This window comes from Dyella sp. CR10 (assembly GCF_055814425.1).
This window is the reverse complement of record NZ_CP185986.1, coordinates 450357-465238: the sequence shown is the minus strand read 5'-3', so window position 1 is coordinate 465238 and position 14882 is coordinate 450357. Positions and strand designations below refer to the sequence as shown.

The window sequence follows — 14882 nt, the reverse complement described above, 5'->3', positions numbered from 1 at the left end:
ACGGTCGAGGAGTCTTCGTGAAGTCCATGCAGCACGCCCGCGTTTCCCCGTCCCGCCCGACGCGCACCACGCGCCGCCTCGCCTTCGCGCTGAGCCTGCTGCTGGCCGGACATGCCGGCGCCATGGACGCCGCCCAGGCCGACCAGCGCGCCGCGCAGCTGGTCGCGCGCATGACGCTGGAGGAAAAGATCACCCAGCTGCAAAGCTCGGCGCCGGCCATCCCGCGCCTGGGCGTGCCGGCTTACGACTGGTGGAACGAGGGCCTGCACGGCTCTGCCCGCGCCGGCTATGCCACCGTGTTCCCGCAGGCGATCGGCTTGGCGGCAAGCTGGAACGATGCGCTGCTGCACCAGGTGGGCGACGCGGTATCCACCGAGGCGCGCGCCAAGTACAACCTTGTCGACAAGGGCGATCATCCGCGTTACCACGGCCTGAGCATCTGGTCGCCGAACATCAATATCTTCCGCGATCCGCGCTGGGGACGCGGCCAGGAGACCTACGGCGAAGATCCGCTGCTGACCGGCACCTTGGCGACCGCCTTCGTGCGCGGCATCCAGGGCGACGACGCGGACGTACTGAAAGCCGCGGCCACACCCAAGCACTTCGCCGTGCACAGCGGCCCCGAAAAGGGGCGTCACGGTTTCGACTCGCGCGTGTCGCCGCACGACCTGGAGGACACCTACCTGCCCGCCTTCCGCATGGCCGTGACGCAGGGCCACGCGGCATCGGTGATGTGCGCGTACAACGCGCTGGACGGAACGCCCGCCTGCGCGTCGCCGCTGTTGTTGCAGGAGCGCCTGCGCCATGACTGGAACTTCGCCGGTTATGTCGTCTCCGACTGCGACGCCGTGGACGACATGACGCAGTTCCACCACTACAAGCCGGACAACGCCGGTTCCTCGGCCGCCGCCGTCGCCGCCGGCACGGACCTGGATTGCGGCATCGCCTATGCCGCGCTGGGCGACGCGGTACGCAGCGGCCAGGTCGGCGAAGCGGTGCTCGACCAGGCCGCACGCCGCCTGTTCGCCGCGCGCTACCGCATGGGCATGCTGGACGCGACGAACGGGCCTTACGCGAAGCTCGGCGCGGACGACATCGGCTCGCCGGCGCACCGCGCGCTCGCGCTGCGGGCGGCACGCGAATCGATCGTGTTGCTGAAGAACGCACGCGGCACCCTGCCGCTGAAGGACGGCACGCGCCTCGCGGTGATCGGGCCCAATGCCGATGCGCTGAACATCCTCGAAGCGAATTACCACGGCACCGCCATTGCCCCGGTGACGCCCCTGGCGGGACTCGTCCGGCAATTCGGCGCCGAGCGCGTGGCTTACGCCCAGGGCTCGACGCTCGCGCCGGGCGTGACGGTGCCGATTCCCTCGAGCGCGCTGCGCACGGGTGGCACACAGGCAGAACCCGGATTGCGCGCCGAGTACTTCAAGGACGACGCCGTCAAGGGCAAGCCCGCGCTGGTCCGCACCGACCGCCGCATCGATTTCGACTGGGATGAAGTGCCACCCGCGAAGGGCTTCGACGCGAGCCGCTACGCCGTGCGCTGGACCGGCCAGTTGCTGCCGCCGGGCCCCGGCGACTACACGCTCAACGTGCACATCGATCGCTGCTTCGACTGCAAGGGGCACGATGCCGTGCGCCTGTACCTGGATGGCAAGCAGGTGCTGGACGATCACGGCAAGGACTACGACCTCAACGTGCCGCTGCATGTCGCCGACACGCGCCCGCGCTCCTTGCGGCTGGAACTGCGCCACACCGGCGAGGATCAGGGCATCCGCCTGCAATGGAGCGCGCCGGCCGATGCGCAGCTGCGCGAGGCGACGCAGGCGATCGCCAAGGCCGATGCCGTCGTCGCCGTGGTCGGCCTGTCGCCCGATGTCGAAGGCGAGGAATTGCAGGTGACCGTGCCCGGCTTCGCCGGTGGCGACCGCACCGACCTCGCCCTGCCTGCGCCGCAGCAGCGTTTGCTGGAAGCCGCAGCCGCCAGCGGCAAGCCGCTGATCGTCGTGCTCACCAGCGGCAGCGCCGTGGCGCTGAACTGGGCCAGAGAGCACGCGGACGCCATCGTGGCCGCCTGGTATCCGGGCGAAGAAGGCGGCACCGCGATCGCCGATGTACTGAGCGGTCGCTACAACCCCGCGGGACGTCTGCCGATCACGTTCTATGCGTCGGCGGACGATCTTCCCAAGTTCGACGACTACCGCATGGAGGGGCGCACCTACCGCTACTTCCGCGGCACGCCGCTGTTCGCGTTCGGCGAAGGGCTGAGCTACACGCGCTTCGCCTACGAGCCGCCGAAACTATCGGCGACCACCGTGAAGGCAGGCGACAAGCTCGGTGTGGACGTCCTGGTGCGCAATACCGGTGACCGCGACGGCGACGAAGTGGTGCAGGTCTACCTGCGCCCGCAGGATGCGGCGGCCGGTGCAGCGCGCCACAGCCTGGTGGCGTTCCGCCGCGTCGCGTTCAAGGCGGGCGAAGCGAAGACCGTGCACTTCGACATCGATCCGCGGCAGTTGAGCGTGGTGGATGCGCAGGGGCAGCGCGCGGTGAAAGCCGGCGCCTATGCCTTGTATGTCGGCGGCGGGCAGCCTGGCGCAGATGCGGCGGGCATGATCTTGCGCATCGACGGGACGCAAGCGCTGCCCCGCTAGTTGCGTTCCAACGCGCTCTCCTCACCGTTGTCTGGAGGGGAGCGCGGGTGCCGACATCAGGTCGCCGTTGCGAGCGCCATCGCGCGCAACCGCTCCGCCGTCCCTTCGTCCGCCGGCACGAACGCCTCGATCGCCAGCTCCTGCAGCATTACGTCCGTCGGCGTGCCGAACACAGTCGTGGTGCTGAGCATCGATAGCACCGCTCCATCCACTTCCAGCGCCATCGGCACCGCAATGTGGCCGGCGGCATCCACCGCACAGCCGTCTTCGAGCGCCGGCGCCGGATAGCTCTGCAGCTCGCGCAGGAGTTCCATCAATCGCGGATCCTGGCTGCTATCGACCTGGCGGCGCAGGCGTTCCAGCAGATGCGTCCGCCACTGCGCGAGATTGCGGATGCGCGGCGCGAGGCCGGAAGGATGCAGGCTGGCGCGCAGCACGTTGGCCGGCGGCGCAAGCAAGGCCGCGGGCAGGCCCGCCATCAGGCGCAGCGCCGCCTGGTTGGCGGTCACCAGCTGCCAGTAGCGATCCACCGCCAGCGCGGGATACGGCTCCATGCCCTTGAGCAGCCGCTCGATGGTGTGCCGCACGGTATCGAACGCGGGATCGTCCAGCGCGCGCTCGGCATAGACCGGCGCGAAGCCCGCGGCCACCAGCAGCGCATTGCGTTCGCGCAACGGAATGTCCAGATAGTCGGCCAGGTGCAGGATCATGTCGCGGCTGGGCATGGCGCGGCCGGATTCGACGAAGCTGAGGTGGCGCGTCGAGATCTCCGCTTCCGAAGCCAGCTCCAGCTGGCTCAGGCGGCGGTGGCGACGCCACTCGCGCAGGAGGTCGCCGACGGGGCGCGAAGAACGGGCGGCTGGCGGCATGCGTTGTCCTCGTCGAAGCAGGCCAAGGGCGGCGATGATCCCATGCGGCACGACGGCGCGGGCGGCACGCGGCCGCCCGCGCTGTCGCTCAGGCCGCCTGCGGGACCTTGTCGAGGAAACCCAGCACTTGGCGGATGCGGCCGTCGTCCAGCTGCGCGACGTCGAAGCCGATCACCAGCGGCTCGTCCGCACCCGGAGCGGCGAGGTGCCAATGGAAACGCACCATGTCGTGATGGGCATCGACCGGCCCGCCGAGGCGGAACACGTGACCCGGGAACATCGACTGCACCGCGGCGATGGTCGCGTCGATCGCTTCCCATCCACGCGCCTGGACCATCGGATCGGTGTAGACGGCGTGCTCGGCATAGAGCTCTTCGATCAGCACACGCCGGCGCAGCGGATCGGTTTCGTTCCAGCCCTGCAAGTAGCGTTCGACCAGGGCGGGGGTGGCGATATCGTTCATGGCGGTTCTCCTTGGTGGGTGTGCCGCCAGCTTGCCGCCCGTCCCGCGCGGCGACGATTACCTCGGAGGTAATGACCTGCGCGGCAGCCTCATGCGAGCGAACCCAGCAAGGCGCGCACGCGCGCGGCAATGTCGTCGCGCACGGCGCGGTAGGCGTCGTCGTCCATGTCGCGAGGGTCCGGCAATGCCCAATCCTCGCGCCGTTTCGCCGGCACCCACGGGCAGGCGTCGCCGCAGCCCATGGTGATGACGGCGTCGAATTCGCCCTCGACGTCATCGAGCGATTTGGAAGCATGGCGACTCAGGTCGTACCCCAGTTCGCCCATGAAGCGGATCGCCTTGGGATTGATCCGGCCCGAAGGGCGCGAACCGGCGCTCAAGGCCTCGACGCCGTCGCCACCGTAGATATGCGCGAAGGCTTCGGCCATCTGACTGCGATTGGCGTTCTCGACGCACACGAACAGGACGCGCTTCATCCGACATCCCTCTCAGCAGCAGCCGGAGGCGGTATCGCAGGCCTTGCGCACCGGCGCGGGTCCGCAGCAGGCCGGGCCGCTCGGCTCCTCGGCACTGGTATACGTGGTGGCCTCACCCAGGCTGTGGAAGCTCTCCCAGCGCACGCCCTGAGGATCTTCGGCCCAGAACTTGTCGGAGCGCGCATAACAGCAGGTGGTGCCCTGCTCGGCCAGCGCCACCGCGTCCGCCGCACGCAGGCGATCGCCGATCGCGGTCAGTTCCGCCTCGTTCTCCGCCTGCAGGCCCAGGTGATCGATACCGGCCTGGCGGCCGCGCTGGGAGATCGCGAAATTGATGCGCGGGTCCTCCAGCATCCACTTGGCGTAATCGGACTTGATGACGCTCGGCTCGACGCCGAACAGCGTCGTGTAGAAACGGATGCTGCTATCGAGCCGGTCGACGTTGACGTGCACGTGGAAGCGTTTCATCGCTTGCTCCTGGTTTTCGCGGGTGCGCAGATAGCCGGCGGGCAACAGTCGGCCTGGGCCGTTCCCGCGCAACAGTTCTCGGTGAGGTAATCCAGCAACGCGTTCATGCGCGCGTAGTCGGCGCGGCAGCGGATGATCCGCCCCTGCCGTTCGTCGGAGACCATGCCGGCCCGGCGCAGGATGTGCAGGTGATTCGTCAGCGTGGCGCCGGCCAGCCCGGTCGCCGCCGCCAGTTCACCCACCGCCATGCCCGCGTCGCCCGCCTGCACCAGCAGGCGGAACAGGTTCAGGCGGTGCTCCTGGGCGAGAGCGGAAAGACAGGCGAGCGCATCATTGGATTCCATATTTCCAGAATTATGGAAATAAATAATGCTGTCAACTGGCGGTTGGCGAAACCTGCGAATCAGGCCGGAATCGCCCCCGCCTCGCGGAGCCCGGCCCACTCCACCCGGTTCCGTCCCAGATGCTTGGCGCGATACAGCGCCGCGTCAGCGGCACTGATGAGGGCCTGAAAGTCCAGGTCGGCCGCGCCAGCCACGCCGACGCTGGTGGTCGCGGGAATCGGCTGGTCGCCGTGCACCGCGGGCGCGGCGGCGAGACGCGCGCGCACGTCCTCGGCGGCGACGATGGCCTGGGCGGCGTCGATGCCTGGCAGCACGAGCAGGAATTCCTCGCCGCCGTAACGGCCTAACAGCGCACCGTCCGGCAGATGCACGGCCTGCACCGTGCGTACGAAGTGGCGCAGCACTTCGTCACCGGCGTCATGACCCCAGTTGTCGTTGATGCCTTTGAAGCGATCGAGGTCGATCAACAGCACCGATGACGTCTGGCCGCGCGCACGGCACAGTTCGACGGCACGGCGGCCGTCCTCGATCACCGCGTTGCGGTTGCGCAGGCCGGTCAGGCCGTCGGTGCGCGCCATGCTGCGCAGGTCCAGCGTGAGGCGCTGGGCCAGCATCAGCGTGAAGCCGGTACTGACCAGGAAGGTGCAGATGATCGCGAACAGGTAGTTGGCGGTCATCAGCTGCGTGGCGAGCAGCATCTGCGACTTGGTATCCGGTGCCAGCATCACCACCGATCGCAACAGGTAGAACGCCGCATCACAGCCGAACACCAGCGCGGTGAAACCGCAACTCACGCGCAGGTCGCCGGGCGCGCGACGCAGCAGCACCCAGATCATCCACGCATCCCACACGATGCTCTTGGCGCCGAACACCATCGCCTCGAGCCGTTGCGACGGCGGCGCGAGCAGGAACACCACCTGCACCGCGAAGAACGCCGCCGACAACAGCAGCGGCCAGCGCCAGCGCAGCGGATAGCGCACGTGCACGGCAATGCCCATCAGCATCAGCGCGTTGCCGATCGCGATCAGCGCATTGCCGACGATCACCGACAGAAACGTCTCGCGTTCGTCCAGCCCCTGCGCAACGCCGGCAAACGTGATGATCCAGAACGCAGCCGTCCAGATGCGCAGCGCGGGCATGCCGCGCAGCACCAGGCCAAGCAAGGTGAAACTCAGAGAGATGGTCGCTCCGACGGCAAGCCCCATGACGCCGAGCGTGAAAAGATCCAGATGCATCGCCGCCCCCGCGCCTGGCCGGCGCCCCTGTGCAGACGGCCGCATTATCTCCCAGGGCGCCGCGCCGTGCGCGGCCTTCGCTGCGGACGGCGGTTACAGCGTCCGCGTCATGAACACGCTGTTGGGATCGTCCACGTAGTCGGCGAACGGAGCGCAGTACGTGAAGCCGAATCGAACATAGAGCTGCCTGGCCGGCTCGAACGCCGCCATCGAACCCGTCTCCAGGCTAAGCGTGCGATAAGCACGGCGACCGGCCTCATCCACCAGATGCCGCAGCATCGCCGCCGCCACGCCGCGCCGCCGATGCGCCTGGGCGGTGCGCATGGACTTGATTTCGCCGTGCGTCGGATCGAGCTGTTTGAGCGCGCCGCAGCCGAGCAGATCCTCGCCATCCCACAGCGTCCAGAAGCTGATCTCGGGCCGGCGCAGCCCGTCCAGGTCCAGCGCGTGGATGCTTTCCGGCGGCGAATGCCGCGCCATGTCGCGCAGGTGTTCACTCAACAGGTCGATGATGCGCGGGTCGGTGAGGTCGCGGTCGAGGCAGATGTCCATGGCGGGCGTTGCGCAAGTGAACCTCGTCGCATGCTAGCCGCGCCTCGCCCGCCGGCCCAGCCCTTTTGCGCTCAAAGCTGCCGCGGCGTCACGCCTAGCAGCCGGCGCATCCAGCGCGCCATGTGGCTCTGGTGGGCGAAGCCCGCCAGCAAGGCCACCGCTGGCGGGCAGCGCATCCGAGCGCACGCAGCATCTGGATGCGGCGGCGACGCAGGCCGCGCTCGGCGTGGCGGCCAGCCCGCTCGAGCAAGTCATCGCGGACACGCTGGCGCGCGCCGAAACCGCCGGTGCCGCTTGACGCCACGCCGGCGCTGCGGCAGCTTGCGGCGGATTTCAGCCGCGAGTGACCGCCTTGTCCCTTTCCGCTTGCGTCTCCCCGCGCCGCGCCGCGCGCCACGTCTTGTTGCTGCTGCCACTGGCCTGGCTGGCCGGCTGTGCGCCCCTGCCGGCGCGCAACCCCATGGCCACCTGGGTGCCCTCGCCCAATCACGACATCCGTCGACCGGTGCTGATCGTGTTGCATTTCACCGATCAGCATTCGGTGCAGGAGAGCCTGCATACGCTGCGTACCGCCAACAGCGGCGGACCGGTGAGCGCGCATTACCTGATCGGCGCCGACGGCGGCATCTACCAGCTGGTGGCGGACGAGCAGCGCGCGTGGCATGCCGGTCCGGGACGCTGGGGCACCATCACTGACGTGAACTCCGCGTCGATCGGCATCGAGCTGGACAACGACGGCCACTCGCCGTTCGCCCAGGCACAGATCGACAGCCTGCTGCGCCTGCTGGCCGACCTCACGACGCGGCTGCGCATTCCGCGTACGCAGATCATCGGCCACGAAGACCTCGCCCCTGGCCGCAAGGACGACCCCGGCCCGCTGTTTCCATGGAATCGCCTGGCCGACGCGGGCTATGGCCTGTGGCCACAGGGGCCGCTGGCCGATCCGCCGGCGGATTTCGATCCGTGGATGGCGCTTGGCCTGATCGGCTACGCCCTCGACAACCGGCCCGCCGCGGTGCGCTCGTTCCACCACCATTTCCGTGGCATGGATGGCGATACGCTCGACGCGGACGATCTGCGTGTGTTGTATGCGCTGGCCAGGCAAATGAGCGCGACGAAGGCGCCCTGAACGCGATTACGCCGCGCCCCGCTCGCTGGTAATTTCGGCGCCCTCGCGCATCGCCTTGGTCACCGGCGTATTGGCGACGATCTCCAGCAGGCGCTTCCACTGGTCATCGCTCAGCGGCTGGTCCGAATGCAGCACGCGGTGGATGTGCAGCTTGCCGTCGTCGTCGCGCGTGAGGCTGAGCTCCGCGCGAAACTCGCCAAGATTCCATCCTTTGCGCTGCGCATACATGCGCAGCGTGATCGCGGTGCACGCCGCGAGCGACGAGAGATAGAGATCGAACGGCGCCGGCGCCGCTCCCTGCCCGCCCAGCGCCTTGGGTTCGTCGGTATCCAGTGCGTAGTGACCGGCCTGGATGTGGTGCAGGTAGTCGACGTCTGAGGAGACGATGGAGGCGGAGGCGACGCGGCTCATGGAAGTCCTTCGTAGGTTGGGGTGAACCGCAGGCGAACCCCAACAACACGGCCTCGCGACGTTGGGGTTCGCCTGCGGCTCACCCCAACCTACGACATTCGCTTCCTTCAGGCGATGCCCAAACCGGTAATGCCGGTGATGGCGCGACCATCGAAGCCGGCGAGATCGGCGAAGTGGCGACCGCGTTCGGCGTAATCGTGAAACTGGTCGAAGCTTGGAGCACCAGGTGACAGCAGGATGCATCCGCCAGGCGGCGTGAGCTGTCGCGCCTGCACCACTGCCGCGTCCAGATTGGCCGTCTCGACCAGCGTGGTGGCGACCTTCGCCTCGCGCAGCGCGGCGGCGATGCGCGGACCGTTGGCGCCGCTGCACACGATGGCGTGCGGCGGCTGCGCGACGGCGGCGGCGACGAAGTCCGACCAGTCGAGGCCGCGGTCATGGCCGCCGGCCAGTACGGTGACCGCGTGGCCATGCAAGCTTTCCAGCGCCGCGAGCGTGGCTTGCGGCGTGGTGCTGATCGAATCGTTGATCCAGTCGACGCCATCGCGCTCGCCCAGCGGCTGCAGGCGATGCGGCAGCGGCACGAAGCTGGCGAGCGCCGGCGCGGCGGCGACGGCGTCATAACCCATCGCTTCCAGCGCGGCGAGCGCCGCGCAGGCATTGAGTGCGTTGTGCGCGCCGGGCGCGGCGAGACGCTTCGCTTCGAAAATGTTGTCGCCGCCACGACGAATGAAACCATCGGCGACATGCCAGCCATGCGCTTCGCCGAACAGCAGCCGCGCGGGATGGCCAGCCGTCTTTTCCAGCAGCGACGGCTGCCATGCATTGACCAGCAGGCGCCGCGATACATCGGCGAGCTTGAGCTTGTCGGCCACGTAGCGTTCGCGCGAACCGTGCCAGTCGAGATGTTCCTCGTACAGGCTGGTGATCACGCCCAGCGCCAGCGGGCCGGCCTCGCCCGTCTGGAAACTGGACAGCTCTATCGCCCACAGCTCGGCGGACTGCCCGAGCAGCTCCAGCAGCGGCATGCCGATGTTGCCGGCCAGCGCGGTGCGCACACCCAGCGCACGCGCCAGATGCGCCAGCAAGGCGGTGGTGGTGCTCTTGCCCTTGGTGCCGGTGACGGCAATCACCTTGGCGTCCGGGTTCTCGCCGAACCACAACGCCGTGCCGGAGGTCACGCGCAGGCCGGCTTCTTGCGCGGCCAGCAGCACGGGCTTATAGGCGGAAACACCAGGCGATTTCACCACCACCTCGAACGGAGCGAGATCGATCGCGTCGGGTTCTCGGCCGCGCACATCGAGCGTGGCGTCGAAGGCCTTGGCCGATGCCGCTTCCGCCTCGCCACAGAACAGCGTCAGCGGCAGAGCCGGCAGCCGTTGGCGCAAGGCGGCGATGGCGGCGCGCCCCTCGCGGCCGAAGCCCCAGATGGCGACGCGCCGGCCGGCCAGATCAGCGATGCGCATGCGGGTCGCTCAGGCGAAGAAGTCGAGCGCGCCACGCAGGCGCGCGGGGATGCGGTGTTCAGCAGCGGGCTGCAGCCACGGCTCCAGCGCCAGCCCGGAAACATCCAGCTGCGGCAGGATCTCGCTGCGGAAGCGCGCGACCAGAGCGTCTTCCTGCCATTCCGGACGCTGACTCAGCGCATACATCGCCGCACGCGCCTCGGCACCCTCGCCCACGCATTCGAACGGCTTGTGGTCCTGGTATTCCAGCAACGCGTCGAAGCCGGCGGCCTGGCTTTCATCGTCCAGCAGGTTGCGGCCGAAGATCTGCAGCAGCCGCGGCTTGGACAGGAACGGCGCCAGCGCGAGGAACACGAAATGGCATTTCGGACACTGCCCGCACCAGCGATCCGCCGGCTTGGGACCGAGGATGCGGAAGTTGCGATTGCAGCTGGAAAACGCATCGAAGTACGGCGTGAGCTTGGCGAAGGCACGGGTCACCGCCAGCTCCGAATAGGGGCGCAGCAGCGAGAAGTAATCCAGGTCCGCCGCGACCTGCGCATGCAGCCAGTCGCCAAGCAATTGCTCGAAGGCGTAACCCTTGCTCCATTGGTGATTGACCTGCTGGCCTTCGTATTCGAGCGTCGCAGCCGAAGCCGAACGCTCATTGGCGAAAGCAATGCTGTCAAAGCCGTAGAGAATGGCGGCCAGCGCCAGGATCGCCGAATTCACCGCGGTCACCGGGATATGGCCGTTCCACGCGCCGAGGCGGTTGAGGTCGAACAACTGCGGCGCCAGTTCGCGCTGGATGTTGAGCGTGGGCAGGCCGGTGCGCGCGGCGCAGGCGGCGATCAGCTCCGAATTGCCCACCCACACCGCCGTAGCGTCGCCGCCGGCGGACTTGATGGCTTCCACGGCGACGAGCGAATCCTTGCCGCCGCCGATCGGCACGAGCGTGCGCTTGGGCAGTTGGATCGACGGAGCCGCCGCAGGCGCCGCGCCGCCGCGCGGGAAGGCGATGCGGCCGCGCAAGTCCAGTCCGTTACGGTAGGCGAACTCGGCAAGGCCGTTGAGGTACAGCGTGTCGAGCAGGTCGGCGGTAGCGTCGTCCAGCGGACCGCCGGCCACCTCGATGCGAGGCGGCACGCCGGCCTTGTAGTAGCTGACACCGGCGACCAGATGCAGCAGCTTGAGCGCGCGCTCGAAGGCGGCGGCATGCGCGGGCGGCACGGCGGGTGCATGCGGAAAGCGCACACGCTCGACCAGTTCCTCGCCGTTGTCGAAGGCATAGGCCAGCTCGGCCACGCCGTCGGCGTAGCTGCAGCGAACGAAGCGGAAGACCTGGGTGAGGCGGGGTTGGATGGGGGTGGTCACTATGAGTGGCTCCGGGTTGTCACCTTGCCTATCCGTGCTGGCGGCAGGGTGGCTGAATTCTTTTCGTGCAGCGACGCCTGGTGCTTGCCTCTTCCTGCCCCCTCTCCCCTCCGGGGAGAGGGTTGGGGTGAGGGGCCGGGGCTTGCGAGAGCCTCCGACAGAACCTCAAGCACGCTTTCCAGGCTGGCCAGGACATCATTGTTCCAGAAACGCAGGACGCGGTAGCCCATGGCTTGCAGTTCCAGAGTCCGGCGCTCGTCGTAGACCACCTGATCGGCATGCTGGCCGCCATCAAGCTCAACGATCAACCACGCATCCGTGCAAACGAAGTCGACGATGTAACTGCCAACTTGATGCTGCCGGCGGAACTTCCATCCTTGTAGTTGCCTGGCTCGTAAATAACGCCAGAGCATTTGCTCGGCGTCGGTTTGCTTCTGGCGAAGACTGCGCGCCCTGTTTACGTTTAAGCGTTTCATCCTTGAACGCTCCGTTGAAACGTTGTGGCGAGCCCCGGCCCCTCACCCCGCCCTCTCCCCGGAGGGGAGAGGGAGAAGTGAAGTACCGAGGCAAGGACTTACTCGAGGATCACCTCTTCCGCCTCATCCCGCATGTTGTACGGCGACGACATCACCTTGCCGTAGGCGCCGGCCTGGGCGACCAGCACCACGTCGCCCTCCTGCGCCTCCGGCATGCGGCGGTCGGTGCCGAGCACATCGCCGCTTTCGCAGATCGGGCCGACCACCTGGAACAGGCCGGTGGCCGGCTCGTCCAGGCGGGTGAGGTTGACGATCTCGTGCCAGGCTTCGTACAGCGCGGGGCGGATCAGGCTGTTCATGCCCGTGTCCACGCCGAGGTAGCGCCAGGAGCCTTTGCCTTTCTGCTGGGTGACGCGGGTGAGCAGCACGCCGGCATCGGCCACCAGGTAGCGGCCGGGTTCCATCCACAGCTGGTAATGCGGATAGGCCGCCTTGACGCCGCGCAGCACGCGATCCAGCGCGGCGATATCCAGCCGCGCCTCGCCCGGATGCGAGGGCACGCCCAGGCCGCCGCCGATATCGAGGAAAGCCACGCTGCCGATGCGTTCGGCCAGGCTGGCCAATTGGCCGTACACCTCGCCCCAGTGGCCCTCGTCGAGGATGCCCGAGCCCAGGTGCGCATGCAGGCCGCGCACGATCACGCCATGCGTGTCGGCCTGGCGCAGGAACTGATCCACCAGTTCGACCGGCAGGCCGAACTTGCTGCCGCTGCCGCCGGTACGCACCTTCTCGTGGTGGCCCAGGCCGCGCCCAAGGTCCACGCGCAGCACGATCTCCCGGCCGCGGAAGATCTCGCCCCAGTGTTCGAGCTGGTAGAGCGAATCGAGCGAGATCGTCGCCCGTGTCGTCAATGCCCACTCGTAGTCGGCGCGCGGCGCGAAATTGGGCGTGAACAGCAACGGCGCCGACTCGGGCACCACGGCCATCACGGCCTTGAGTTCGCCCGGCGACACGCACTCGAAACCGAAACCCTCTTCGGCCAGCGCCTTGAGGATGGCCGGATGCGTGTTGGCTTTCACCGCGTAGTGCAGGCGATCGACCGCGCCCAGCGACTTCAGCTCGCGCGCCTGCTGGCGCACGGTGGGCAGGTGGTAGACGTAACGCGGCGTGCGCTCCGTGCCGAGCTTGAGCAGCCGCTCACGCTCGGTGGTGCGCCACCACGAGGCGGCCGGCGCGACCACTTCGCCGCTGCCGTACAGCGCCTGCCAGCTGGGACCGAACAGGGCGCTGTCGTCGGTGCGCAGCGCGCCCGCGGCGATCAGCAGTTCGTGCAGGTGCGGCAGCAGGTCGTCCACCACGTTCTCGTCCACCACGAAGGTGAGGTTGAGATTGTTGGACGACTGCGAAATCAGGTGCACACGGATCTGGCCGAACTCCGCCAGCACGCCCGACAGCGTATGCAGCATCGAGCGCATGCCGCGGCCGACCAGGGTGATCGCCGCGCACGGCGCGATCACCTTCACCCGGCACACCTTGGCCAGATCGCTGGCCAGTGCGGCGACGGCGTCGGAATCGAGCAGGTTCTCGGTGGGATCGAGCGACACGGTGACGTTGGTCTCGGCCGAACCGATCAAGTCCACCGATAAACCGTGCTGCTTGAACTGCGCGAACACGTCGGCGAGGAAGCCGACCTGCTGCCACATGCCCACCGACTCCATCGACACCAGGGTGAGGCCCTTGCGCGCGCTGATCGCTTTGACGCTCGGTGCGTGCTCGCGCACTTCCGGACCGATCACGGTGCCTTCCAGCTCGGGTCGGTTGGTGTCCTTGATCAGCATCGGCACGCGCGGCTCACGCAGCGGCGACAAGCAGCGCGGATGGAGCACCTTCGCGCCGGTGGAGGCGATTTCCTGGGCTTCTTCGTAATCCAGGCGCTGCAGCAGGCGCGCGCCCGGCACCTGACGCGGATTGGCGGTGAACATGCCGGCTACGTCGGTCCAGATTTCCACGCGTTGCGCTTTCAGCAACGCGCCGAAGTACGACGCCGAGGTGTCGGAGCCGCCACGGCCCAGCAGCACGGTGCGGCCCTGCGCTTCGCGCGCGATGAAGCCTTGCGTGATGAACACCTCGCCGAGTTGCGCGAGGCGCGCGTTGAGCGCCGGATCCGGCCGCGCCTCGACCATCGCCGAGAGCAGCTTGGTGCGTTCGTTCTGGTTGGGCAGCGCGACCGCCGCGAGGCAATCGCGCGCGTCCACCCATTGCGTGGTCAATCCCGTATGCGTGAGAAACGCGGCGCCCAGCGCGCTGGACATCAGCTCGCCGTGCGCCTGCACCAGCGCCGCCCAGGCCAGTTCGCCCATCGCGCCCGGCCCTTCCTCGGCAAGCTTCGCCAGTTCGGAGAGGCGCTCGGCGAGCGTCTGCGGGACTGCCAGCTGCATGTGATCGAGCAGGTCGTAATGACGCTGGGCGATCGCCCGTGCAGCCTCGATGCGTTTGCCCTTGTCTTCCTGCGCGCACAGTTGTTTGAGTGCGTCGGTGATGCCGGTGAGCGCGGACACGACCACCAGCACGCGGGCGCTTTCGGCGCGGCGGCTGGCGACCAGCTCACGGATGTTCTGCCAGCGCGGCAGGGTGGCGACACTGGTGCCGCCGAACTTCATCACGATCCAGGATGCGTCAGCAGGAAGCGACGCGGGGCTTTGCGGGTTCACGGGTACCTTCGGTTGCGTGGTTGGAGAAAAGGGATTCGGCCAGTGTTGCGCTGCAAAAGGTGGAAATGCAATGGATGTTGCGGGTGCATCGGGACCGAACGTTGGCGTAGGTAGAAGCCTTTCCAGGATGAGACCCTTCTCCCCTCCGGGGAGAAGGTGCCGGCAGGCGGATGAGGGGCGGGTGCTCGAGGAAGAGGCTCTACGAAGCGAAACTTGCTTTAAGGCTCCCGCTTCTACGCTCCGCCCGGCCCCTCACCCCAACCCTCTCC

The 14882-nt window shown here is 67.9% G+C and carries 14 protein-coding genes; 2 read left to right on the top strand and 12 right to left on the bottom strand.

Annotated features, from left to right (window positions below):
• Positions 1-26: 26 nt before the first annotated feature.
• The gene (locus ACNR9O_RS02000) at positions 27-2660 is read left to right on the top strand and encodes a glycoside hydrolase family 3 C-terminal domain-containing protein (protein WP_473688411.1); all 2634 of its coding nucleotides are present in this window, start codon (positions 27-29) and stop codon (positions 2658-2660) included.
• A 56-nt stretch (positions 2661-2716) separates the two neighbouring features.
• Here ACNR9O_RS02000 and ACNR9O_RS01995 read toward each other — a convergent pair whose 3' ends face one another.
• The 7 genes from ACNR9O_RS01995 to ACNR9O_RS01965 form a co-directional block, all read right to left on the bottom strand.
• Positions 2717-3529, bottom strand: a complete 813-nt coding sequence (locus ACNR9O_RS01995) for a helix-turn-helix domain-containing protein (protein WP_473683421.1) — start codon at positions 3527-3529, stop codon at positions 2717-2719.
• A gap of 88 nt (positions 3530-3617) precedes the next feature.
• Positions 3618-3992 carry a nuclear transport factor 2 family protein gene (locus tag ACNR9O_RS01990; protein ID WP_473683423.1) on the bottom strand — a complete coding sequence of 125 codons (375 nt, stop codon included), beginning with the start codon at positions 3990-3992 and terminating at the stop codon, positions 3618-3620.
• 89 nt (positions 3993-4081) lie between these two features.
• On the bottom strand, positions 4082-4468 hold the full coding sequence (locus ACNR9O_RS01985) for an arsenate reductase ArsC (protein WP_473683425.1): 387 nt from the start codon (positions 4466-4468) through the stop codon (positions 4082-4084).
• A 12-nt stretch (positions 4469-4480) separates the two neighbouring features.
• Positions 4481-4936 (bottom strand): ArsI/CadI family heavy metal resistance metalloenzyme, encoded by a 456-nt coding sequence (locus ACNR9O_RS01980; RefSeq protein WP_473683427.1) that lies wholly within the window; start codon positions 4934-4936, stop codon positions 4481-4483.
• Positions 4933-5280: an ArsR/SmtB family transcription factor gene (locus ACNR9O_RS01975; RefSeq protein ID WP_473683429.1), complete on the bottom strand. Its 348-nt coding sequence runs from the start codon at positions 5278-5280 to the stop codon at positions 4933-4935. Before ACNR9O_RS01975 ends, ACNR9O_RS01980 begins: the two co-directional genes overlap by 4 nt.
• Positions 5281-5339: 59 nt before the next feature.
• A complete protein-coding gene (locus ACNR9O_RS01970; RefSeq protein WP_473683431.1) occupies positions 5340-6515 on the bottom strand; it encodes a GGDEF domain-containing protein in 1176 nt (391 codons plus the stop codon).
• Positions 6516-6608: 93 nt separating this feature from the next.
• On the bottom strand, positions 6609-7067 hold the full coding sequence (locus ACNR9O_RS01965; protein ID WP_473683433.1) for a GNAT family N-acetyltransferase: 459 nt from the start codon (positions 7065-7067) through the stop codon (positions 6609-6611).
• A gap of 352 nt (positions 7068-7419) precedes the next feature.
• Here ACNR9O_RS01965 and ACNR9O_RS01960 point away from each other — a divergent pair, with 352 nt between their 5' ends.
• Entirely contained in the window at positions 7420-8196 is a 777-nt protein-coding gene (locus tag ACNR9O_RS01960) for an N-acetylmuramoyl-L-alanine amidase (RefSeq protein WP_473683435.1), read from the top strand.
• 6 nt (positions 8197-8202) lie between these two features.
• Here ACNR9O_RS01960 and ACNR9O_RS01955 read toward each other — a convergent pair whose 3' ends face one another.
• The 5 genes from ACNR9O_RS01955 to ACNR9O_RS01935 form a co-directional block, all read right to left on the bottom strand.
• Positions 8203-8607: an OsmC family protein gene (locus ACNR9O_RS01955; RefSeq protein WP_473683437.1), complete on the bottom strand. Its 405-nt coding sequence runs from the start codon at positions 8605-8607 to the stop codon at positions 8203-8205.
• Positions 8608-8714: 107 nt separating this feature from the next.
• Positions 8715-10073, bottom strand: coding sequence for a UDP-N-acetylmuramoyl-L-alanine--D-glutamate ligase (gene murD / locus ACNR9O_RS01950; protein WP_473683439.1), 1359 nt, complete (start codon positions 10071-10073; stop codon positions 8715-8717).
• Positions 10074-10082: 9 nt separating this feature from the next.
• Positions 10083-11426: a UDP-N-acetyl-alpha-D-muramoyl-L-alanyl-L-glutamate epimerase gene (gene murL, locus ACNR9O_RS01945; protein WP_473683441.1), complete on the bottom strand. Its 1344-nt coding sequence runs from the start codon at positions 11424-11426 to the stop codon at positions 10083-10085.
• Positions 11426-11902 carry an endonuclease domain-containing protein gene (locus tag ACNR9O_RS01940; protein ID WP_473683443.1) on the bottom strand — a complete coding sequence of 159 codons (477 nt, stop codon included), beginning with the start codon at positions 11900-11902 and terminating at the stop codon, positions 11426-11428. The genes murL and ACNR9O_RS01940 overlap by 1 nt, the downstream gene beginning before the upstream one ends.
• A 98-nt stretch (positions 11903-12000) precedes the next feature.
• The gene (locus ACNR9O_RS01935; protein WP_473683445.1) at positions 12001-14613 is read right to left on the bottom strand and encodes a bifunctional aspartate kinase/diaminopimelate decarboxylase; all 2613 of its coding nucleotides are present in this window, start codon (positions 14611-14613) and stop codon (positions 12001-12003) included.
• Between the last annotated feature and the right edge of the window lie 269 nt (positions 14614-14882).

Coding starts and splice junctions, on each gene's coding strand:
- ACNR9O_RS02000 (WP_473688411.1), top strand. CDS start 27: ATGCAGCACGCCCGCGTTTCCCCGTCCCGCCCGACGCGCACCACGCGC.
- ACNR9O_RS01995 (WP_473683421.1), bottom strand. CDS start 3,529: ATGCCGCCAGCCGCCCGTTCTTCGCGCCCCGTCGGCGACCTCCTGCGC.
- ACNR9O_RS01990 (WP_473683423.1), bottom strand. CDS start 3,992: ATGAACGATATCGCCACCCCCGCCCTGGTCGAACGCTACTTGCAGGGC.
- ACNR9O_RS01985 (WP_473683425.1), bottom strand. CDS start 4,468: ATGAAGCGCGTCCTGTTCGTGTGCGTCGAGAACGCCAATCGCAGTCAG.
- ACNR9O_RS01980 (WP_473683427.1), bottom strand. CDS start 4,936: ATGAAACGCTTCCACGTGCACGTCAACGTCGACCGGCTCGATAGCAGC.
- ACNR9O_RS01975 (WP_473683429.1), bottom strand. CDS start 5,280: ATGGAATCCAATGATGCGCTCGCCTGTCTTTCCGCTCTCGCCCAGGAG.
- ACNR9O_RS01970 (WP_473683431.1), bottom strand. CDS start 6,515: ATGCATCTGGATCTTTTCACGCTCGGCGTCATGGGGCTTGCCGTCGGA.
- ACNR9O_RS01965 (WP_473683433.1), bottom strand. CDS start 7,067: ATGGACATCTGCCTCGACCGCGACCTCACCGACCCGCGCATCATCGAC.
- ACNR9O_RS01955 (WP_473683437.1), bottom strand. CDS start 8,607: ATGAGCCGCGTCGCCTCCGCCTCCATCGTCTCCTCAGACGTCGACTAC.
- murD (WP_473683439.1), bottom strand. CDS start 10,073: ATGCGCATCGCTGATCTGGCCGGCCGGCGCGTCGCCATCTGGGGCTTC.
- ACNR9O_RS01940 (WP_473683443.1), bottom strand. CDS start 11,902: ATGAAACGCTTAAACGTAAACAGGGCGCGCAGTCTTCGCCAGAAGCAA.